The 19394-nt window shown below is 69.2% G+C and carries 22 protein-coding genes and 1 pseudogene; 7 read left to right on the forward strand and 16 right to left on the reverse strand.

Annotated features, from left to right (window positions below):
* Positions 1-280: 280 nt before the first annotated feature.
* Complete coding sequence (locus RB628_RS34290) at positions 281-562, reverse strand: hypothetical protein (RefSeq protein ID WP_318324533.1); 282 nt, start codon at positions 560-562, stop codon at positions 281-283.
* 179 nt (positions 563-741) lie between these two features.
* Between RB628_RS34290 and RB628_RS34295 the strand changes: the two genes are divergently transcribed.
* A complete protein-coding gene (locus RB628_RS34295) occupies positions 742-1512 on the forward strand; it encodes a hypothetical protein (RefSeq protein ID WP_318324534.1) in 771 nt (256 codons plus the stop codon).
* Positions 1513-1935: 423 nt separating this feature from the next.
* Here the strand turns inward: RB628_RS34295 and RB628_RS34300 are convergent, their stop codons facing one another.
* The 11 genes from RB628_RS34300 to RB628_RS34350 all read right to left on the reverse strand — a co-directional run bounded on the left by RB628_RS34300 (position 1936) and on the right by RB628_RS34350 (position 10975).
* Positions 1936-2835 (reverse strand): aKG-HExxH-type peptide beta-hydroxylase, encoded by a 900-nt coding sequence (locus tag RB628_RS34300; protein WP_318324535.1) that lies wholly within the window; start codon positions 2833-2835, stop codon positions 1936-1938.
* A 57-nt stretch (positions 2836-2892) separates the two neighbouring features.
* Positions 2893-3054, reverse strand: coding sequence for a hypothetical protein (locus RB628_RS34305; RefSeq protein ID WP_318324536.1), 162 nt, complete (start codon positions 3052-3054; stop codon positions 2893-2895).
* A gap of 90 nt (positions 3055-3144) precedes the next feature.
* Positions 3145-3858, reverse strand: coding sequence for a 2OG-Fe(II) oxygenase (locus tag RB628_RS34310; RefSeq protein WP_318324537.1), 714 nt, complete (start codon positions 3856-3858; stop codon positions 3145-3147).
* Positions 3855-5720, reverse strand: a complete 1866-nt coding sequence (locus RB628_RS34315; protein ID WP_318324538.1) for a radical SAM protein — start codon at positions 5718-5720, stop codon at positions 3855-3857. The genes RB628_RS34310 and RB628_RS34315 overlap by 4 nt, the downstream gene beginning before the upstream one ends.
* A 30-nt stretch (positions 5721-5750) precedes the next feature.
* On the reverse strand, positions 5751-6620 hold the full coding sequence (locus RB628_RS34320; protein ID WP_318324539.1) for a hypothetical protein: 870 nt from the start codon (positions 6618-6620) through the stop codon (positions 5751-5753).
* Positions 6617-7540, reverse strand: a complete 924-nt coding sequence (locus tag RB628_RS34325; protein ID WP_318324540.1) for an NAD(P)-dependent oxidoreductase — start codon at positions 7538-7540, stop codon at positions 6617-6619. The genes RB628_RS34320 and RB628_RS34325 overlap by 4 nt, the downstream gene beginning before the upstream one ends.
* Positions 7537-8202 carry a TylF/MycF/NovP-related O-methyltransferase gene (locus RB628_RS34330; RefSeq protein ID WP_318324541.1) on the reverse strand — a complete coding sequence of 222 codons (666 nt, stop codon included), beginning with the start codon at positions 8200-8202 and terminating at the stop codon, positions 7537-7539. Before RB628_RS34330 ends, RB628_RS34325 begins: the two co-directional genes overlap by 4 nt.
* A 5-nt stretch (positions 8203-8207) precedes the next feature.
* Positions 8208-8678: an NUDIX domain-containing protein gene (locus RB628_RS34335; protein ID WP_318324542.1), complete on the reverse strand. Its 471-nt coding sequence runs from the start codon at positions 8676-8678 to the stop codon at positions 8208-8210.
* Entirely contained in the window at positions 8669-9538 is an 870-nt protein-coding gene (locus RB628_RS34340) for an isocitrate lyase/phosphoenolpyruvate mutase family protein (protein WP_318324543.1), read from the reverse strand. The genes RB628_RS34335 and RB628_RS34340 overlap by 10 nt, the downstream gene beginning before the upstream one ends.
* Positions 9531-10217 (reverse strand): dTMP kinase, encoded by a 687-nt coding sequence (locus tag RB628_RS34345; RefSeq protein WP_318324544.1) that lies wholly within the window; start codon positions 10215-10217, stop codon positions 9531-9533. The genes RB628_RS34340 and RB628_RS34345 overlap by 8 nt, the downstream gene beginning before the upstream one ends.
* Positions 10214-10975: a hypothetical protein gene (locus tag RB628_RS34350; RefSeq protein WP_318324545.1), complete on the reverse strand. Its 762-nt coding sequence runs from the start codon at positions 10973-10975 to the stop codon at positions 10214-10216. Before RB628_RS34350 ends, RB628_RS34345 begins: the two co-directional genes overlap by 4 nt.
* Before the next feature lie 306 nt (positions 10976-11281).
* On the opposite strand from RB628_RS34350, the gene RB628_RS34355 reads away from it, so the two are divergent.
* From RB628_RS34355 to RB628_RS34365, 3 genes are read left to right on the forward strand one after another with little or no spacing between them, the layout of a single operon-like run.
* On the forward strand, positions 11282-12694 hold the full coding sequence (locus RB628_RS34355) for a helix-turn-helix transcriptional regulator (protein ID WP_318324546.1): 1413 nt from the start codon (positions 11282-11284) through the stop codon (positions 12692-12694).
* A gap of 59 nt (positions 12695-12753) precedes the next feature.
* Positions 12754-13755, forward strand: coding sequence for an asparaginase (locus RB628_RS34360; RefSeq protein WP_318324547.1), 1002 nt, complete (start codon positions 12754-12756; stop codon positions 13753-13755).
* 27 nt (positions 13756-13782) lie between these two features.
* Complete coding sequence (locus RB628_RS34365) at positions 13783-14241, forward strand: PPC domain-containing DNA-binding protein (RefSeq protein ID WP_318324548.1); 459 nt, start codon at positions 13783-13785, stop codon at positions 14239-14241.
* Here the strand turns inward: RB628_RS34365 and RB628_RS34370 are convergent.
* Positions 14228-14851 (reverse strand): nucleotidyltransferase domain-containing protein, encoded by a 624-nt coding sequence (locus RB628_RS34370; RefSeq protein ID WP_318324549.1) that lies wholly within the window; start codon positions 14849-14851, stop codon positions 14228-14230. The genes RB628_RS34365 and RB628_RS34370 overlap by 14 nt on opposite strands.
* A 328-nt stretch (positions 14852-15179) precedes the next feature.
* Between RB628_RS34370 and RB628_RS34375 the strand changes: the two genes are divergently transcribed.
* Positions 15180-15662 (forward strand): ATP-binding protein, encoded by a 483-nt coding sequence (locus RB628_RS34375; RefSeq protein WP_318324550.1) that lies wholly within the window; start codon positions 15180-15182, stop codon positions 15660-15662.
* A gap of 235 nt (positions 15663-15897) precedes the next feature.
* Positions 15898-16308, forward strand: a complete 411-nt coding sequence (locus RB628_RS34385; protein ID WP_318324551.1) for an NUDIX hydrolase — start codon at positions 15898-15900, stop codon at positions 16306-16308.
* 46 nt (positions 16309-16354) lie between these two features.
* Here the strand turns inward: RB628_RS34385 and RB628_RS34390 are convergent, their stop codons facing one another.
* From RB628_RS34390 to RB628_RS34400, 3 genes and pseudogenes are all read right to left on the reverse strand, one after another.
* A complete protein-coding gene (locus tag RB628_RS34390) occupies positions 16355-16882 on the reverse strand; it encodes a hypothetical protein (RefSeq protein ID WP_318324552.1) in 528 nt (175 codons plus the stop codon).
* 164 nt (positions 16883-17046) lie between these two features.
* Positions 17047-18785: pseudogene (locus RB628_RS34395) on the reverse strand (relaxase/mobilization nuclease domain-containing protein).
* Positions 18786-18790: 5 nt separating this feature from the next.
* Entirely contained in the window at positions 18791-19189 is a 399-nt protein-coding gene (locus tag RB628_RS34400) for a MobC family plasmid mobilization relaxosome protein (protein WP_318324553.1), read from the reverse strand.
* Between RB628_RS34400 and RB628_RS34405 the strand changes: the two genes are divergently transcribed.
* On the forward strand, positions 19179-19394 hold a 216-nt coding region (locus RB628_RS34405; RefSeq protein ID WP_318324554.1), incomplete at its 3' end, for a hypothetical protein. The genes RB628_RS34400 and RB628_RS34405 overlap by 11 nt on opposite strands.

The following is a 19394-nucleotide window of genomic DNA, read 5'->3' on the forward strand; positions in this document are numbered from 1 at the left end:
CATCGTGCCCGGTGAGGCACTGGCGGAGGATACGAGATTCGAACTCGTGAGGGGTGTCGGCGACGGGTGCCCCCAACACGCTTTCCAAATGTTCGTCTGGGGGTGCAGGGGTGTGCGGGGACGTTCTGACCTGTGGTGGAGTGGATGCTGGTGGGAGTTTCGGACGCCGTCGGACGGGGGTGAATGAGACCAAAATTGAGACCAGAGGGAGCCTCGCCGCCCCAATCGGCGACGACCCGAGGCGGTGTCCGGCCGCAGGGCAATGAGCCCTCGCGTGGGGTCAGTCAGCGTTCTCGTCGCCGTTCAGGTGTCGCATCGCGTACACGTGTTCCTCCGGGTACTGCGCAAGTCGAGCCATCACCCAGGCGGTGCGAGCGTCCATGCCCGGCCCGCATTCGGCTGCCAGCCGACGGGCCTGCCAGGTCGTCCGAGGCGCGAGCACCCAGCGCACGAGAGGGAACCGCACCCGGTCGATGCCTGCCGCCGACGACCCCGCTGGCCCGGTTGCTCGGTCCGGAGGCGGGCCGAGGCCGTCTGGTGGGTGCGGTGTCGTGTCGGTCACACGGTGAGTGTCACGGCACATCTATCCCCTACGGAGGCGACCAGCCTGGTGACCACCGGAAAGAGCGGAAGGAGCCGCTGCGTTGAACTCCGAGGCGGCCATGCCCAAGTTCGGGGCAGGTCTGGTCTGGGCTGAAATCCGTCTGCGTCGTACCAACGGTCCCGGTAACGTCATCTGGCGTGACCGAAACCGGCATTCAGCCCGACCCTGCCGACGAGCAGACCGCTCCCGTGGAAGCAGGGCGACCTTCCCTTCTGGATTGGCAGAAGCGGCTCGATGCCTCGTCGGGCTGTCGCGCCATCGCGCTCGGAGACCGAGTCAAGCGCATAGGGTATGTGTTTCAGGGCAACGTCGCGCAGTACAAGTCCCTGGTCGCCGAACTGCAGAACCCGGTGGTATCTGGTCCGATTCTCGACGTGCGCAATCCCGAGGCGCACGACCGGCTTCTTTCAGAGGCTGAGCGGCTTCTGCACAACGTGCTGATGGCGATGAGCACGCGGGTAGATCAGCAGCGCTATTTCATGGAGGAGCACTTCCAAGATGACTCGGCGCTGATGAATGAATACCGCAGCAAGGTCGCCTCCATGTTTAAGGATGACATGGAGGCAAAATTCTTGAAAGGGCTGCGCAATTATATCACCCATGCCCAACTCCCCGTAGCGCAGAGCAGGCAGACATTCGGACAAGAGTCCTGCGAGATCACCTTTATTCTGCCTACTGAACCCCTGCTCGCGTGGAGCCGTTGGAGCCGTGAACTGCGTACCTGGATCGCCGGTCAGGGTGGCGCGGCTGCCATCGTTGACATGGTTGACGCGTATGCCCGAAAGGCTGGCGAGCTCGACAAGTGGTTGTTCGACCGAATCGCTCTTAAGTACCGGGCGAATATTGATCCATATCTGCGCGAGTGTGCGGAATTCGATCGTGAGGTTGCTCGCGTCTTCGGGGCATAGGTGCCACTGCGGCTCCGCCTGGCTGGGAATCAGGTGAGCCGAAGCCGCTGCGTGCAGTTGCTTACGAGAAAACCAGTGCCCGAAAACCTTCGCGGATCAAGGTAAGAGGGCCACGCTCGCGGGTGTAATACGGATTGTTGAGTCTTGTCTCGCAGTCCGCGTATACGGAGTCGATCGGCTTGACGACTACTGCGGTTGAACTGGCCGGGGCGGTTTGACCGCAAACGCGTGACCTGCGAGTACGCAAGGCTGGCGACCGCCATTGCGCATAGATCATCAGTACCAGCAAGAGCTGCGCAAGCCGCTGTCCTTGACATTTATGGTGGTCGCGTCGCTTGCCGTCGCCGGGGATCACGTCACCTCTCCCGGCAGTCCGATCCGGCCATGGCCGGCTTGCGCCCTTCTCGTGCTGCCTCGGGCTGATCAGGCTGCCGTATACGGGCCCACGACCTTGCCGACCGCGTGACCGATCCGTTCACGAATCTCGTGTGCGGTCACGTAGGAGAGGGCCTGTTCCAGCTGCTCGGTGGCGGCAGCGAACTGAACCGCTTGGTGGCGCAGGCGGGTGTCGAGGAAGGGTGCGACGGCGCCCGTGGCGCTGCGCCGCGCCTCTCGTGTGTAGAGCACAGTGAGGGAGAAGGCCCAGCACGCATGGAGGAATCCGAAGACGGGACGGTCGGTGCCTCGCCAGGGCGAGAAGAAGGTGACGTCCGTGGGGAGGCGCACGTCGTGTGCTGCAAGGGCGTCGTTGAGCCAGTTGTGGGCGGCCTCGTGGATCAGGTCGCGGGCCAGGACCTCGGGGTGGGCGGTGTAGTCGGTGAAGACGGTGCCCGGGAGGCGGGTGAGGGCCCAGCTGTGGAGGGTCTCGTCGAGTCCGCGACGGTTGAGAAGGCAGATGACGGGGGCGTGCTGGGTGAGCAGGGTCCCAAAGCCGTGCTCGGTCGCGGAGGCGGTGGCGGCACGAATGAGGCCAAGGGCCTCGGGTGGGGCTGTGCTGCTGTCGGGGCTGACGAGGTAGTACGCGGTTTCGGAGATCTCCGAGCTGAGCATGTCTGCGGTGCGCGGGTTGAGCACGATGTGCGGGCCGGCCGACAGGTGGGTCAGGTCTCGCACCGTCGTACGGCGGTACCAGGCGAGGCGGTCCGCGTCCCGGGTGCGCGCCGCGTGTTCGGCGCCTTCGAGCAGATGGTGGGCCACGGCGTAGTCGAGGGCGGACGAGCCGAGGCGGTTGGCGAGTACGGAGGTAATACGGCTGGTCCGTAGGCGCTGGTGGTCAGCGATGCCACCGAGGGCGACCAGGGCTTCCGGGGAGAGAGCGCTCATCTGGGGCTCCGGGGGTCGAACGGGGCCGGACCGGGACGGGCCCGGCCCCGTGGTGGGTCAGGACTCGGTGTTGGGCTCAGCGCTGTCGTGCTGCACCGTGGTGGCCAGCCAGGTCTCGGTGGCCGCGTTGGAAGTGTGCGCGGTGGTGCGCACCGGGTCGCTGTCGCGCAGGGACGCGACTGCCTCCAGGAACTCGTCGAACATCTTGTCTTCTGCCACTGCTCGCTCTCTCCTCTGGTTAGGGCGGTGGGTTGGGGGAGGGGTGGCTGCGGGGCGGGCCGCGGGGGCCGGTCATGGCGGGGAAGCCTCCTACTCGGAGACGAAGAGCGTGAGGAACTTGCGAACGCGGCCGGCGCGGACCGGTTCGGTGCCGTGGACGAGCTGACTGCCGAAGACCACGAGCGTGCCGGGAGTGGGTGCGACGCTCCATCGGGTGCGGGGCATGGTGCGGAACCAGGGGGAGGACATGTCCGTCCCCTCGTGTGCGAAGCGCATTCCCTGGGCGTAACCCGATCCGATCGGCGCCTCGTCGGCGGTCCAGACGGCGTCGCTGCCTGTGGTCTCCACGTAGAACGCGCCGCCGGTGTCGTGGATGTCTGTGAGCGTGACCGTCGCGGCGGCGATCTGGCGGGGACGGGTGAGGGGATCGGGCGCGATGCCGTCGGCATGCGGGGTGATGTATTGGCCGGAGCCGTACTCCAGGTAGATCCACGGCCGGTGGCCAGTGACCGAAGGCAGGGTGCGCGTGATGGCGGCCATGTGCAGCTTCATTGCCTGATCGAGGAGGGCGGTCGCCTCGTACGGGATCTCGGTTACCTCGAGCCGACCGGCCGGCTCGTAGACGTCCTGCGCCTCGGCGGGGGAGTGACCGGGGATCTCGTGGATGGTGGTGCGGCGGGCCGTGCCGTACCGGTCGAGGGAGCCGAGCGTGTCGTCCATGACGAGATTGAGCCGCTCGATCTCGTCCGGCTTGAGGAAGCCCTCCACGGTACGGATGGACAGAGTCTCGGCGATGTGGATCACTGCTCGCCTCCGCAGGCGCAGGTGCAGGGGGTGGACGGCGGAGGCGAGGCGGCTTCGGCCAGGGACTCCGTGAGCACATGCACGGCCTGGACGAGGTCCTCGAAATACTCGGCAGGCGTGGTGCCGGCAGCGGGCACGACATAGAGGTCGAGCGTCGGATACACCCGGCCGGTGGTGCGGCAGGCGAGTTCGCTGCGACCGAGGACCAGCGAACACGCGCCCGACAGGGAGGACTCGGCTCGGCTGGCGGCACGGCACAGGCGTGCAGCTGTGCGCGCGTACTCAGCGCGGTCGCGCGGCAGAATGCCGACCGAGAGGAACCGGGGCTCGGCTCCGGGGAGGTCTGCGTAGGCGTGACCCTGGCAGCTGTCGTAGGTGACGGCGTTCCAGCCTGAGGTGAGCGCGTCGACGACCGGGCGGATGCCAGGCTCGATGCCCTCGTACCACTGGGGATGGTGGGGGTCGAGATCGTCTGCCTCGTGCACGCCAGGGAGGCCGACTGTGTTGATGTTCCCGTTGGCGCTGACCTGGAGACGCGCGGGCAGGCGGGGAACAGTGGGGTCGTCCCAGCGGGCCAGGAAGGCGGAGACGTGGTGCATGTTGTTGGGGCGGACGGGACGCCAGCGCAACCGGGAACATGAGGCACCGGGCGGGAGATCCGGCTGGGCGAGCAGGGCGGCGACGCCGTCGATCAGGCGCATGCGGTGGTCGCAGTACGCGTCTTCGTCGCCCGCGGCGGCGAAACGGAGGCGGACCGCCGGGCAGCCTGCGCCGCAGGTGTCGCGGTAGTCGCAGGTCGTGCACTTCGTGACCAGGGAGCGTGCCTGCTGAAGCAAGGGAGAGCCGTCCTGGGCGCCGGCCACGTCCGCCTCGATGTGGACGTCGCCGAGGGAGGCGAGGCCGGCTTGCGGCCAGGGCAGTTCGTCACAGCTTCCCAGGCGGTCATCGGGATAGAGGGTGAGGACGTGGTCGCACTTCAAGTCGGAGAAGTGACAGGAACGGGTCCCCAAACCCTTCAGACGGCGGATGACGGAGACGACGGGCTCCAGCTTGACGCGGCGGAACACGCCATCGGCGACCCAGTGGTGGGCGGCCTCCAACACGAAGTCGGCGTACTGACGAGGCGTGACGGCCCAGGTCGGGCCGGTGGGGCCGATGGCCCGGCGCTGGAGTGCCCGACTGGTCGGCGCGCGGGATCCGACCACCGTGGTCGAGCGGGTGACCGCCGCGTCGAAGCACGGCACAAGGCTGACCGTCGTCACGACGGGAAAGGAGGCGAGATGCTCCATGACCTCGGAGGCTCGGCCGAGGACGTACGGGGTGACGGCGCAGATGACGCCGACGCGGCGTTCCCGACGGCCGAGGAGCTTCAGGGCTTCGACCACTCGCGGGTAGGTAGGGCGGCCGTCGTAGCCCACTCGCCACGAGTTCCCCAGCGCGTCCCCGTCGAGGGAGATGCCGATCTCCAGCTCCGGGTAGTGCCGCTCGAACAGGTCCAGCCAGGTGTCGTCGAGCTGGAGACCGTTGGTCTGGAGGCTCACGCGGATGACGTTCGGCTGTGCGGCGAGCGCGTCCAGGATCTCCGCGACCCGTTCCCGGCCTGCGGCCAGGGGCTCCCCGCCGTGGAGTTCGACGCTGAGTGGACGCCCGGAGAAGATCGAACCGAGGCGGTGGACCTGTTCCGTGCTGATCCGGGCGCCGCCCGGTGACTCCTTGCGCTTCTCGAAGCAGTACAGGCAGTCGATGTCGCAGGTCTCTCCCCGCAGCTTGAGGATGACGGAGACCGCCGTGTCCGGCCCGGTGCTCGACATTGGGGCGTAGAGACTCTCCAGGTGCGTGGGGGTGGTGCGGGTGACGGGCATCAGAGACCTCCCGAGGAGGAGAGGCGCGGTCTACGCGCCATCGGTGGAGACCGTGGACAGCCACCCGAGGAGCTGCCCGCCGGTGATGGGGATGTGGACGTCACCGCGGCGCAGGAACCATCCGTCGGTGTACCGCTGGGGCAGCCAGCCGACGTCAGGGGCACCGCCCAGGTTGGGAGGCTTCTGCAGCGGGTCGTCGACGGGCCAGCAGTCCAGGAGCGCTCTGGTCACGCGTCGCTGAACCGGACGGAACCACTCCCACGTTTCGGGGCGGGGCGGAGCGATCGGCGGATGGAACGAAGCGCTGGCAAGCAGCGGTAGCCACTTGTCGCCCAGGACCGGGTGGCCGGCCGCCGCGCAGCCGAGCGCGGCGAGACGGGTCTCCAGCTTCCGGCACACGATGTCGGCCGATTCGGCCAGGCCGTCCTCGACGAGGCCGGTCAGGTCTTCGGCGAGACTCGCCGCGACCTCGGCCTGGTCAGCGACCGCCCAGCGTCGGTAGCCCTGGCGCTCCCCGGGGTCGAGCACCGGATCCCAGCGTCCGGAGCCGTACGTGAGAGCGGTGCGCAGGCACATGAGGTCGTGCATCGAGGCGCGTACCCGGCGGAACGATCCGAGATCGTGGCGGCGGACGTCGAAGGAGCGGAGCAGGTGACGGAGTTCCTCGGCTCGTTGCGGCGCCGTCGCCTGGAGGTCGACACGGATGCCGTCCACGATGCGGGACTCCCACGCCGGAAGGGTGCCGTCCACGATGCCACGCAGGTCGATGTCGCTTGCCGCGTGGGCGAAGCCGCAGGCGAGGGCTCCCTCCAGCCAGACCTCGCGGGCCTCGCCGGATGCGAGCAGCGTCTGGGCGACTCTGTCGGCGATCTCCCGGCGTCGTCGTGCCGATGGGTTCACCGGTGGCCTCCTTCGATCAGGATCTTGTCGTCGGCGGTGATCTCCTTGAGGAGATCGATGGCCCATCGGTCGAGTGCGCCGCGCACGTCGGAGCGCTGGGCGCCGATGTGGGGCGAGGCCAGGAGGTTGAGCGGCGTCGTGGAGCCGGTGAGGAGCGGCAGGTGCTGCCGCTCGACCGGGTCGAGTGCGAGGCCCGAGAGCCTCCCGTCCGCCAGTGCCCGCAGGCAGGCGGTGAGGTCGAGGGTCTCCAGCCGCCCGGCGCAGATCAGCAGAGGCCGCTGTGGAGCGACGCGTGCGAGGAAGTCCTCGCCGATGAGATTTTCGGTCGTGGGGCGCAGCGGCAGAGTGATCACGTGTACCTGCGACTGGTCCATGAGCGCTGTCTGCGACAGCTCACGCAGACCGGGAGGGTTTGACGGCCACGCGGCGAAGGCCGTGCGGCCCAGGAAGGGAGCGAGGGCCCAGTCGGCGGCCAGCCCCACCGGGCCCGCGCCCCAGATCCCTGCGGCCAGGCTCCCGAGTGACGCACCCATGCACGCCTGCTTCTCGTGCCGGCCGAGCAGTAGCGCGTGCTGCCCCAAAGGGATCCGCCGGGCCAGTGCGAGGGCAGCGGCGAGGACCCACTCGCCCACGGCGCCCGCGCCGGCCTCGGCGTTGCGGTGCAGAGTGATGCCACGCTGCTGGAGGGCGCTCACGTCGATGTGGTCGATGCCGGAGCCGGTCCGTACGACGTGCCTCAGACGAGGGAGCGCGTCGAGCTCCCTCTCGCCGAGACGGACGCCGGAACGCAGGACGACCACGGCCGTGTTGGCGGGCGGAGGCGAGTACAGGTCCGGTAACTCGTGTACGAGGACATCGGGCAGGGCGCGGCGGATCGCGCTCGCGTCCGCCGCACCGCGTAGCACCAGGACAGCGCTCATCCGCGGAACTCCGGCTTCTCGTACCGGCCGAAGGCGAGATCACCCTCGCCGACGACGACGGTCACGGGCGAAGGCCCGCCGAAGTACGCGTCGCAGGCCCGCTTCACCCCCGGGAGCCCGTCCCAGGCCCGCGGATTGACCGCCGTGTCCGCGTAGTCGTCGACGAGCAACACACCCGTCGGCACCAGGCGGGGGACGCAGTGCGTGAGTCCCGTGAGGGTCGAGTCGTAGAAGTCGCCGTCCAGGTAGGCGAACGCGATCTCGTCGTGCAGCTCCTTGGGAAGGGTCTCGTCGAACCACCCCGGATGGATGACCGGCGCCGGCCTGCCCCAGGCCACATGCGTGGCGCGCACGTCGTCCGGGGACGACCGGAGCTCGCCTGCCGCCAGGTGGTCCGAGTCCTCGGCGCCGGGCGCGGGCATGCCCTCGAAGGAGTCGTAGACGTGGATCTCGCGGTCGCGGTCGCCCAGCGAGTCGAGCACGCTACGGATCCAGAGGGCCATCGCGCCCCTGTAGCAGCCGAGTTCCACCACGGGCCCCGGCAGACCGCGGGCGGTCAGGTCGGAGAGCTCGTCGGCGATCACGCAGAGCCGGTCGGCACAGACCGTCCCGGAGTGCTCCCGCAGCAGCCACTCCCGCAGATCCTTCAACGTTGAGTCCATGAAGGTCACCACCTGTCCACGAAGGGGTCGGTGAGCTCCCCGCTCAACGCCGCCGACAGCGGGCGGTTGATCCTGGGCAGCAGGTACACGTCATTCAGGCGTTCCAGCGGAACCCACTCGAAGCCCACCTGGATGGGGTCCGGAAGTTCCGGCATGCGCGGCTCGGCGTCGTCCACCTGCTCGGCGAGGAAGTTGAACTGAACCTTCTGTACGTCGCCGAACTCGCCTTGCCACGACTCGGGGACGTACTCGACGACGCACAGCAAACGCCGGGCCACGACCTGGAGGCCGGTCTCCTGCGCGACCTTGCGGTTCACGGCCTGGCGTAGGTCTTCACCGACCTGGGCCTTGCCACCCGGAAGGTTGTAGTGGAACCCGGCCTCGTCGTCGTACGACAGCAGCAGGACGGCGCCGCCGCGCACGATCGCCGCCTTCACGGAGACACTGATCCGAGGCAGCTCGGGTGTCAGAGACACGACAGCGCCTCCGGTTCGCCGACGCGCATCAGATCGCCGACCTCCGCCAGAGACCCCGCGACGGTGGAGCGGAAGCTCCCTCCGCGCTGGAACTGACGAGCGGCGGTGCGCATACCCGCGAGGGCGGCACGGCTGAGCTGGTTCGCGTAGATGCAGAGGCGGAAGCCGGCCTCGCCGAGTTCGGCGGCGCCCAGGTCGGGGAACGCCGTGGGCACGCTGACCAGCGGCACGTCGTGGCTCCACGCACGTCCGATGGCCCGCGCCTGATCACCGGTCGTGTCCTTGGAGTGGATGAGTAGCGCATCCGCTCCGGCCTCGGCGTACGCCTTGGCACGGGCGATCGCCGTGGCCATGTCCTCGCCGGCGATCAGGGCCTCGGTGCGGGCCACGACCACGAGGCCGTCACCGGCGACCTTCCGTATGCGCCCTAGCTGCTCGCACAGCAGGTCACGGTCGGCGAGGTTCTGGGCCCGGTGGGCCGCGAAGCTGTTGCACTTCGGGTACGCGCTGTCCTCGACACACACGGCAGTGGCTCCGGCGCGCATCAGGTCGTACGCGAACCGCTCCGCCGTGCGCCCCGAGCCGCCCGCGTTGTCGATGTCCACGATGACCGGCAGTTCGGTGACACGTCCTAGCGAGGTGATCACGTCGGACAGGTCCCGGGGGCCCAGGAGGTTGGCGTCAGGCAGCCCGGAGGCTGCGGACACCTCCAGACCGCTCACCCACAGGGCGTCGAAGCCCGCCTCCACCGCGACGTGCGCGGCGAGCGCGTTCACCGCACCGATCGCCAGGAGCGGGTGCTTCCGCTCGCTGTCGGCGAGGGCCTCACGCAGACGCGTCGCCTTCGTGCCGTCAGCCATGGGTCTCTCCTCCTTCCGTGTGGGCGGCGAGCGACGGCACCAGCTGCCGTTCGCGCAGTACGTCCCAGGCTGCGAGCAGCACCTCGGACCGGGGCCGGCGGGCGTCCAGGCGGACCACGTCGCCGAGGAGCGGGAACTCGTCGGGCTTCGTGACCACGGCCTCGTAGGTCTCACGAACCCGGCTCTGGACGTCGTGCACGTCCCAGTCGGCCCGGACGGCGTCACCCTGGCGGGCCTGCGCCCGGTTCATCGAGGCGTCGATCTCCAGGTCCAGGACGAGCGTGAGATCGGGAGCAACGGTGAGGTGCGCGGCCAGCGCCTCGTACGTCTCCGACGCCCTCATGCCGTGCTTCACGGCGAAGAAGGCCAGCTCGCTGAGAAGCCAGCGATCTGCGATCACGGGCCGGGTCGGCCGCTGGGGGAGCACGAGGCGATCCAGCGTGGCCCGCTTGTCTGCCGCGATCGCGGTCAGATAGGCGTCACGGTTCCCGGCGTTCGGCTGGTACTTGCCGTTGACGATGGCACCGGCCTGGTCGGCGGCGAGGAAGTTGGTGGTGAGCACGCACAGAGGGGTGACGCCGTATAGCCCCTCCCAGAGCCGGAACAGGCTCTTGCGCAGCGTCGTTTTGCCGGTGCCGTCGAGCCCCTCGATGACGATGAACGGATAGCGGTGGTTCATTCGACCTGCCCCGCCCCGGTGCCGCCGGAGTACTTGGTGAAGCGACCCCGCCAGCGGGCCGTGGTGGACACCAGGTCGACGAGCCGGAGCTCCGCCAACTCGTCGATGAGGCCGGGCAGCTCGGGCTCGACGCAGACACCAGCCTTGATGGCGCGGCAGTACGCGGCGCGGAGGGCCGGGTCGTCGTCGGAGACACGCAGCGCTGCCTCCAGCACCCGCGTGGCCATGCCGTTGGCCACCACTCTCACCGCGGTGCCCAGGGCCTGCTCGTGGAGCGGGGCGGGGCGCGGTTCCAGCGTGATGTGGTGCACCCCGCGGTGGCGGATGACCGCGAAGAAGCCCACCCACCACGCGGCGGCGGCGCTGGCGGCGGTCACTGCGTCGGACCAGGCAGCCCCGGACTGCTCTGCAAGGAGGTTCTGGGAAACGGTGTCGGCGGCGCGCTGAAGTGCCCCGTGCAGGGTCCGCGACTCCGTTCCGTGCCGCTGGGGCAGCTCCCACCAGAAGCCGAGCCCGGCGTCCTCCAGCAGTGCCATCGCGGACTCGTCGCCTGCCGACAGCGGAGACGGGCGCTGGGCCAGCACGGAGACATCGGCGCCCGGCACGTCCGGCAGCGCCTTCTCCTCGGCGACGGCAGCCCGCCATTCGTCGAGATGGAGATGGAGCCGCTGGGTCAGCAGCCCGTCCGCCAGCGTCTGCCAGGCATGGGCCAGCGGCGGCGAACCGGGAGGCCGGGGCGGCAGGGTCAAGGAGGTCACAAGTCGGATCCTCACGTCCGGGGAGTCGCGGCACGCGGCTCCGGTCGGTGGTGCTCCACCACGATGGCCGCCACGAAGGCCCACGCCCATGAGTGTTTATGAGCCCTGCCGGCGGAACGTGTCTCGGTGGTCGCAGAGCGGGGGAGAATGCCGACCATGGTCGACAGCGGACAGCGGCGGTGTACGCGCTGCGGTGCCCTTCTCAGCCGCTTCAACGCCGGTACACGATGCGCCTCGTGCCAGGACGGACCGGCCGCCCGACGGGCCGACCCGGCCTTCTGGCGTGATCCGACGGTCCGGCGAGCCGTGGCCGCATGGGAACTCGGCACCGTCGTCAAGCTGTTCAGGAAGCACACGGGCCTTTCCCAGGCCGGCGTGGCGCGGATGGTCAGCATCGACCAGGCCGAGGTCAGCAGACTGGAACGCGGCCTCAAACAGATCCGCGACCGACGGCAGTTCGTCCAGTGGACCGATGCACTGGGAGTTCCTGAGGAGTTGCTCGGGCTCCTGCCCACGGCCGATCCGCACACCTCGGACGCCACGGGCCGCTCCGGAACAGCGGACACCGGAGTCCGTGGGTACGCGGCGTTGCCAGAAGGGCCGGGCCAGCTTCTCCTACCCGTCGGCCGGTCCGTCTCGACGACGGCGCTTCCCGTGCTGACGCTTCCCGCGGCCTCCTTCCTCGGGGACAACTTGAGGCTCGACTCCCGCCCGGAGCTGGATGCCTGGCGCACCATGCCGATGCGCGCGCTCGTCGTCGCGAACCGCACGGTGGACGGGGTGGTACGGCAGTTCGTCACCGACGCCCGACCGAGCGGCGTACGCGCCACGGCCTCCGAACCGGTCGACATCCCTGCCGCGTACGAACTGGACGACCTGACCTACGGCATCCTGTGGGCCGTGTCGGGATTCGAGGCGGCACTGCTCGGCGACGACCAGCCCCTGCACACCTCGCTGGCGTCGCTCACCGTTTCCCCAGGCGCGCCGATCGCCGCCGACCAGGGACTGACCGAAGTCTCCCGGATGCTCATCGGCTCGGAGACCGCAGCCCGGTACATCCTGGGCAACCGGGACCACCTGGGCGACGCACCCGTCTTCTGGACCAGGGAACAGCGTGGTGAAGAGGCCGCCACATGGCTGTTCTTCCGGCACAAGTACCGCTACCTCGAACGAATGGCCCCCCGGCGTCCGGGCGGCACCAGCGGCCGGGGATTCTGCGTCCCCGAGACGGCGATCGCCTCCTCGCCGGCATACGAGCGCGTTCTGCTGTTCCTCGCCATCGCGCTCATGGAGTCCTTCGGCATCCGCACCTGGGTGACCGACGACGGAGGCTTCGCACACACTGACGGTTTCGCCCTCTCCCCCGGGCGCCGGGTTGTCATCGCCTCTTGGGTACGGACCGAGGGAGCGTCCCACCTCGCGGTCACCGCGCGGCCGGGAGCCCTGCGGACGTTCGCGGATGTGACGGACCACGTCAGCCACCACTCGACCACAGCGGCCGAGCAGGCCGGACAGCGCCTCGCAGCGACGGCGCAGTACCTCGGTCTCGACGCCTCCTGGCTCGGTCGCCGGTGCGCCCAGTTGTCGGCCGTCGGCACGGAGCGGCTCGCCCGGCCGCGCAGTCGGCTGCTCGGCCTCGAAGGGCTGGAAACCGCCTGCCGGTTCGTGGCCGAGCAGCTGGTGATCATCCCGCGTACCCGTACGACGCCGACCCGATAGCCTGCGTGAACCACTCGTGAGGCCGCGCTCGGCGGCGTCCGGACAGGGGAGCAGGGGATATGACGGAGTCGGTCAGGAACGTGGCGGTCTTCTCCCTCGGCGGCACGATCGCCATGACCACCGATCCCACCACCGGAGGAGTCGTACCCGCGCTCTCGGCCCACGAACTCCTCGCCGCAGTACCCGCTCTGGCCACGAGCGGCATCGGCCTCAAGGTGCGGGACTTCCGGCGTCTGCCCGGCGCCTCCCTGACCTTCGATGACCTCACCGCGCTGTCGGCCGCGATCACGGCGGAGCTGGAGGCCGGTGACGTCGACGGCGTCGTCATCACCCAGGGCACCGACACCATCGAGGAGACTGCCTTCCTCCTCGACCTTTACCACGGCCATGAGCAGCCGGTCGTCGTCACAGGCGCGATGCGCAACCCCACCCTTCCCGGCGCCGACGGCCCGGCCAACATTTACGCCGCTGTCCTGACCGCCGCCGATCCCGGCCTGTGGGGCGCAGGCTGCATCGTCGTACTCGGCGACGAGATCCACTCGGCACGGACCGTCCGCAAATCGCACACCACCAGCCCCGCCGCCTTCACCTCGCCGACGTGCGGCCCGATCGCGCGGATCGCGGAGAACCGCGTGCGGATGGTGAGCGGCCTGCCGTCCCGAGGACCGCTGGTCGGCGCCCCCGACCGTGAGGCGCGCGTCGGGCTCTACATCGTCACCCTCGGCGACGACGGCACCCTGCTCGACCTGTGGGACGGCAACTGCGACGGGCTCGTGGTAGCGGCCTTCGGCGTGGGCCACGTCCCGGAGCGCCTCGTCGAAGGACTCACCAAGCTCGCGTGCCGCATCCCCGTGGTCCTCGCCTCCCGCATCGGCAACGGACCCGTCCTGTCGGACACGTACGGCTTCCCCGGCTCCGAGAAGGACCTCCTCGGGCGAGGACTCATCGGTGCCGGAGACCTCAGCCCGTACCAGGCGCGGCTCCTCCTGCACGCTCTGCTTGCCCAGGGCGCTGACGGAGCGACGGTCCGCGAGACCTTCACCACCGCCTCCGCCCGCTGATCCCACCTCGTCAGGAGACACCCGCACATGCGTGCTCACGAGCTGACCGTCGGCCGTACCTTCGGCGTCACCTTCGACCACGGGGAGGACTTCTTCGAGGCGCTGTCAACCTTCTGCCGGGACAACGGCGTACGGCAGGGCTACATCCCCTCGTTCATCGGAGCCTTCGCGGAGGCCGAGATCGTGGGTGCCTGCGAGAAGCTCGCGGACCCGGACGCACCGGTCTGGGCGAAGACGCACGTCACCAACGTCGAGGCGTTCGGCGCCGGCACCCTCGCCCATGACCCCGCCACCGGCGAGATACTCCCGCACATCCACGTCTCCGCCGGCCTGAAGGCCCAGTCGGCCGACGGCAGGACGAGCCACCTGCTCAGCGCCAAGGTCCAGTTCCTCAGCGAACTGCTGATCGTGGAGGTCACGTCGCCCACCATGACCCGGCCCCGGAACCCCGACCTCTACGACGTCCCGCTGCTCACGTTCGGCTGACCCGCAGGAGCCGGCGAAGCCAGGGGTGGTCGGGCGCGATCACCTTGATCGCGCCCGCAAGCCAAGCACGTGCCGGAGCGTCGAGCAGCGGCAGTACCGCTTCGAAGTCGGTCTCGTCCTTGTCCCGGGTCGCCTTTGCCTTGTAGAAGAGCTGCACCTCGGGCGCGAGATACGGGATGCCCGCCTCGCTCGTTCGCCCGAGCTGGTCGATCGGGAGCCGGATTACCGGAGTGCGCCGCGAGACCCACTGGGTGCCCTCGACCTCGTCCAGCATGAGCTGCAACGACCAGGGCGCCTTGGACGTGCGGCGGCACCAGATGTCGTGGAGCGGCGGCCGAAGGACCTCTCCAGGACGCCACGGCCGCAACTCCCCCTGGCCGGGCGGATCCGCCACGTGCAGGTCCCAGTCGGCCAGCAGTTCATGCACGAGGACCTGGTCACGCCGGAGGACGAGGACGTCGAGATCGCCGTGTGCGCGCAACTCGCGGCCGACCGCGAGTTCGATCGCGTAGCCACCGGCGATCCACCACGGGAAGTCCGCCTTGGCGAAGACCGTGGCTACATCCTCGGGGCGCTCCGGCACCCAGCGTCCCAACACGTCAGCACTCACCCGCCCATACTCCCAGTGACCAGACGGGCGGGAGCGAAGGCCGACGGCGGGTCGGCGGTCTCGCTGGAGTGCCTTGTCGCTCGCTGGCCCCTCGCGCTCATAAACGCCCATGAGCACCATGAGCACCGGCGGCCATCGTTGAGTGCGTGACTTGCGACCGGCCTCGTGGCTGGTGCCTGAGCCACGATCCTCCCGGGGCCGCACGCCCGAGGCCGGGGTGCTTCCTGCGGCCGTATGCCTCTCAGCGGCGTACCTGACGCGCGTCCGCGACCACGTCGCAGCTCCGGGAGACGGCCACCGACGTCACCCACAGGAGGTCCGCCGCCCGATGATCAACGCACCGTCCGCCGCTCTCGGCCTCGTGTACCGCTGGACCGACCACACCATCAACCCGACCGGCGAAGCCCGTGCGGTTCTGCGACGTGTCCTCAAGGATCTGGGCCTGTCAGGAAACGTCATCAGCGACGGAGTCCTGGCCGTCTCAGAGCTCGTGGCGAACGCGCACGAGCACGCGCGCGGCCCGTACGAGGTACACGTTCGAGCTGCTGCGGGAAGATACATCTGCGAGATCCACGACGGGAATCCTCTTCTTCCCACGGACCTCTACCTGGCTGCCGTGCCCTCGCCGGAAGCCACCGCGGCGGAGGCAGCGAGCGGACTGCTCACTGAGCGCGGACGGGGCCTGCACATCGTGAATGAGCTGACCCAGGGACAGTGGGGGTTCCAGGTCACGAACTGCGGAACCAAGGCGGCCTGGGTGGTGCTGGCCGAGGCTTCGGCTGCGCTGGCTACCCGAGGCGGGCAGACCTGACGGACGTGCCGATGCGGCAGATGCTCCCCGCAAGGTCGAGAAGGTCGGTGATCGCGTAGTGGCGATCACCGATCTCTCCAGCCGACCGACACCGACACCATGGGTGGCCCTTCAGCGGTCAGCTCTCGGGCAGCGGCGACCGGCGCTTGCATACTTCCCGTTGAAACGCGGAGACCCGCTTCATCCCCGTCGATACGATCTTCCCGCCCGTACTCGCCGTGCTGGAGGAGTGGACATGACGCAGCAGAATTCAGACGAGCGACCGGGCATCGCCGCAGCCATCGTCGTCCACAACAACCGCGTGCTCATGGTGCGGCGCCGGGTCAGCGAGGGCCAGCTCTCCTGGCAGTTCCCCGCAGGCGAGGTCGAGCCAGGCGAGGCACGTGAAGACGCCGCCGTGCGTGAAACGAAGGAAGAGACCGGCCTGGACGTGGCCGCCGTCAAGCTCCTTGGCCAGCGGATCCACCCGAAGACGGGTCGGCTGATGTCGTACACGGCCTGCAAGGTCGCGGGCGGTACGGCGTACGTCGCGGACACCGAGGAGCTGGCCGAGCTCGCGTGGGTGGCCCTCGCCGATATCCCCGGCTACGTGCCCTACGGGCTCTTCGAGCCGGTGCAGGAGCACCTGGACATCACGCTGAGGTGACTCACCGACCCAGGTATGGTGCCAACTCTGCTGGATGGCCGGGAAGCTACCCCTCGCTCCCCTGTGAGCGGAGACGCTCGTTCTCCCTCTCCAGCGCGGCTACACGTCGTTCAAGCTCCGCACGGGTCGGCTTCTTTGGAGGCGGAGAAGCTGCTGGCTTGGGAGGAGAGGGCGGTTGACCGGCCAGTCCGATGGGCTCGAAGGCCACGATTCCTGATGGGTCCTTCCCGCACTCCGGGCACTTCATTGACGACGAGCCGTGCAGCGTGGGCTTGCCATTCTCACGATGCCGCCGAGTCTCGACGATGTGGCCGCCGTAGAGCCGTACGCGCCACCGCATGATGTCGCGCTCAGGCGTCTTGCAGTTATGGAGCATCTCCAGCACCTTGACTACGACAGCACGGCGACCTGCTGCGAGCACAGGGTCTGCCCGCTCTTCGGCCTTCTCCTCAGCGGCATGCTTCTCCACCCAACGTCTGATGTCCTCCCACTGCTTCTGCTGTCGGTGATCGGCTCGGGTGAGCTGGTAGTTCTCCAGCGGACAGCCGTAGCTCTCGTACTCCACCTTCCGCATGGCCGAAACCGTAGCCTTGGGCAGCGGAGAGCTCAGGCAGAGTTCGCTTCCGATCGGCCGTGGTGCCGCCCTGAGTAGAGCTGACGGCCGACGAGAGTGAAAACGGTCGTACGCGACCGAGTGGGCTCCGTGACAAGTCTGGAGCCCACTCGGTCACAGTCGGGCTACTGCCGCCGGGGGCGGCTGTTCCGTCCTGGGGTGGCGGCAGGGCCGGCCTGCTGCGGTGCAGGGGTCGCGCTTCCCGAAGGCCACGTCCCGGTGGTCGAGCGTCGGCGGGCGGCTTCGGCACGGCGGTTGGGTACGGGGTTGCGGCCGGTGTGCTGGATACGGGTGATCAGAACACGGGCGGGCTGGGCGCGGTGGTCAGTTCGCGCTGCGCGGCGGCCTCCTTGAGCAGCTGGTGGGGTTGGTGACCGCCGGCCTCGGCGTCGGCGAGGACCGTGGCGAGGGCGGGCCAGTCGGCGTCGGCGAGGATCCGCTCGGCGTGGTCGGGGACGGCTGCACGGACGTCGCTGGCCAGAGTGCGGCGGGCCTCTTGTTTCGGCTGGCGGCGTTCCAGTTCTGCGAGTGTGGGGACAAGGGCGTGGTCGGCGGCGGTCTGGAGGTGCTGGACGGCCTGGCGGGCGGCATCGGCCTGGTGGGCGTGGTGCTTCGCCTCGTGCCAGCGTCCGGCGACGATGGTCGCCCAGACGAGGGCTGCGACGAGAGCTGCGAGGGCGCTGCCTTGGGGGCCGGTGGCGGTGCTGACGATGTCGCGGGCGGCGATGCGTAGGGTGTCGGCGGCGCGGTCTTCGGCTCGGATCTGGGAGCGCTGGGCTCGGGCGAACGCCTTGGACGCGGCCTGGAGTTCGACGCGTAGATCCGCTGGGGCCTTCTGCGCGGTGGCTTCCATCAGTTCGCCAAGGGCCGCGATGTGAGCCTGAGCTCGCGCGTCTCCGCCTTCGTCACCAGTGCCGGTGTCGGCGAGCTCGCTGTGGAGGGTGTCGAGGGCGTCGGTGGCCTAGTGCCAGGGGGCTGTGGGCCGGTTGCGGCGGGCGGTGGGGTGTTCCTCCGGCTGGCTGGTTTCCAGGCGCGTCTTCAACTTGGGCAGGGAGAGGTCGGGGGCGACCTTCCCGCCTGGCTTGTAGATCTGCTCGCCGTCCTTGTTGAGGTCGCGGGGGCGGCCGACGGCATAGCAGAGGAGATCGCCGGACGGCCCGCGCTTGGGCTTGACCAGGACGTCGTCGGCTTCGAGGTAAGCGAGCAGTTCCTCTGCGTCGGTGACATGAGGGATGGCGGCGCGGATGCGGTCTTCGAGCCACTGTTGGCTGGTCTGCTCCCAGCCGAGGCGTTCGGCCTTGTGCATCTCGGCCTGGGTGGGGCGTCGGGTACCGGTGCGGTCGCCTTTCTTGAGCTGGCGCAGCCCGTAGTCCTTCTCGATCTCGCGGCACTCGTCGCCGACGCGTATGCCGCTGTCGTGGAGTTTGGGGCGACGGCCGTCTTCGCGGACGGTAGTGGCGAGGATGTGGATGTGGTCGTCCGCGTGGCGTACGGCGATCCAGCGGCAGGCCAGGTCGTCGCCTTCGGGCGAGATGCCGGCGGCGGCCACGATGCGCCTGGCGATCTCGCCCCACTCGGCGTCGGAGAGATGGCGGTCCTCGGGGGCGGCGCGGACAGGGCAGTGCCAGACGTGGTCGGTGACCGGCTTGCCGAACTCGCTGTTGCGCAGCCGGACGGGCTCATTCAGGTAGTGGCCGAGTTCGGTCAGGGTGGCCATCTCGTTGCGGCCGGGGTCGGGCATGGCGAGCATCGCGAAGGCGGCGACGATGTGTGGATCGAGGTGTTCGTCGTGGGTTCCGCGGCCATAGAGGTAGGCGAGCAGCCCGCGGGTGTTGGATCCGGCCGGTTTGATGGCGGCGATCATTTCGGTCAGACCTCCGTCGGGTCGGCGGGCTCGCGCAGGGCTTCGGCGATCAGGGAGAGCAGGTGGTGCAGCTCGCCGAGGCGCTCACGCACGTCGGGCGGGGTGCGGTCACTGTTGAGGGCGCGGGCGACCTGGTTGACATTGACGCCGATCCGGTTGAGCTGGCGCAGGACCTGGGCGCGGAAGTGGTGCGTGCGGCGGCGGTCCTCGGACAGCGGCAGGTTGGCGGTGAACCGGCCGGTGACGAAGGCGAGAACGACGTCGGCGGCGAAGCCGGAATCGCCCTTGTAGCCATGCTGGACGGTGGCGTCCTGGAGCAGGGAGAACTGATCGGCGGTGAAGCGCAGGGGGCCGACGCGCTCGTCTCGTTTGGTGCCGGTGAAACGACGGATCGTGGGCTGCACGCTGCTTGACAGCAGGCTCGCCGCCGACAGCCTCGGCGGTGTCGGCGGTGCGTACGGGGCGCAGGGTCTCGCGCTGGACGGTGTGGGGCGTGTCCGGGGCGAGGCCGCCCTCGCCCCCGGCCTCCGGGGCCGGCGCCCCCTGGCGCCGGGCCGTCTCCGCCACCCCCGGGGCGGAGACCCCCGAAGACCGGCCATGAGTCGGACT

This window comes from Streptomyces sp. ADMS, from assembly GCF_033441795.1.
Lineage (GTDB): Bacteria > Actinomycetota > Actinomycetes > Streptomycetales > Streptomycetaceae > Streptomyces.

What these genes read in the sequence shown, in the direction of transcription:
- RB628_RS34340 (WP_318324543.1), bottom strand. Translation starts at nt 9,538, where the DNA reads ATGGCTGACGGCACGAAGGCGACGCGTCTGCGTGAGGCCCTCGCCGAC.
- RB628_RS34360 (WP_318324547.1), top strand. Translation starts at nt 12,754, where the DNA reads ATGACGGAGTCGGTCAGGAACGTGGCGGTCTTCTCCCTCGGCGGCACG.
- RB628_RS34325 (WP_318324540.1), bottom strand. Translation starts at nt 7,540, where the DNA reads ATGAGCGCTGTCCTGGTGCTACGCGGTGCGGCGGACGCGAGCGCGATC.
- RB628_RS34330 (WP_318324541.1), bottom strand. Translation starts at nt 8,202, where the DNA reads ATGGACTCAACGTTGAAGGATCTGCGGGAGTGGCTGCTGCGGGAGCAC.
- RB628_RS34385 (WP_318324551.1), top strand. Translation starts at nt 15,898, where the DNA reads ATGACGCAGCAGAATTCAGACGAGCGACCGGGCATCGCCGCAGCCATC.
- RB628_RS34375 (WP_318324550.1), top strand. Translation starts at nt 15,180, where the DNA reads ATGATCAACGCACCGTCCGCCGCTCTCGGCCTCGTGTACCGCTGGACC.
- RB628_RS34315 (WP_318324538.1), bottom strand. Translation starts at nt 5,720, where the DNA reads ATGCCCGTCACCCGCACCACCCCCACGCACCTGGAGAGTCTCTACGCC.
- RB628_RS34345 (WP_318324544.1), bottom strand. Translation starts at nt 10,217, where the DNA reads ATGAACCACCGCTATCCGTTCATCGTCATCGAGGGGCTCGACGGCACC.
- RB628_RS34300 (WP_318324535.1), bottom strand. Translation starts at nt 2,835, where the DNA reads ATGAGCGCTCTCTCCCCGGAAGCCCTGGTCGCCCTCGGTGGCATCGCT.
- RB628_RS34390 (WP_318324552.1), bottom strand. Translation starts at nt 16,882, where the DNA reads ATGCGGAAGGTGGAGTACGAGAGCTACGGCTGTCCGCTGGAGAACTAC.
- RB628_RS34365 (WP_318324548.1), top strand. Translation starts at nt 13,783, where the DNA reads ATGCGTGCTCACGAGCTGACCGTCGGCCGTACCTTCGGCGTCACCTTC.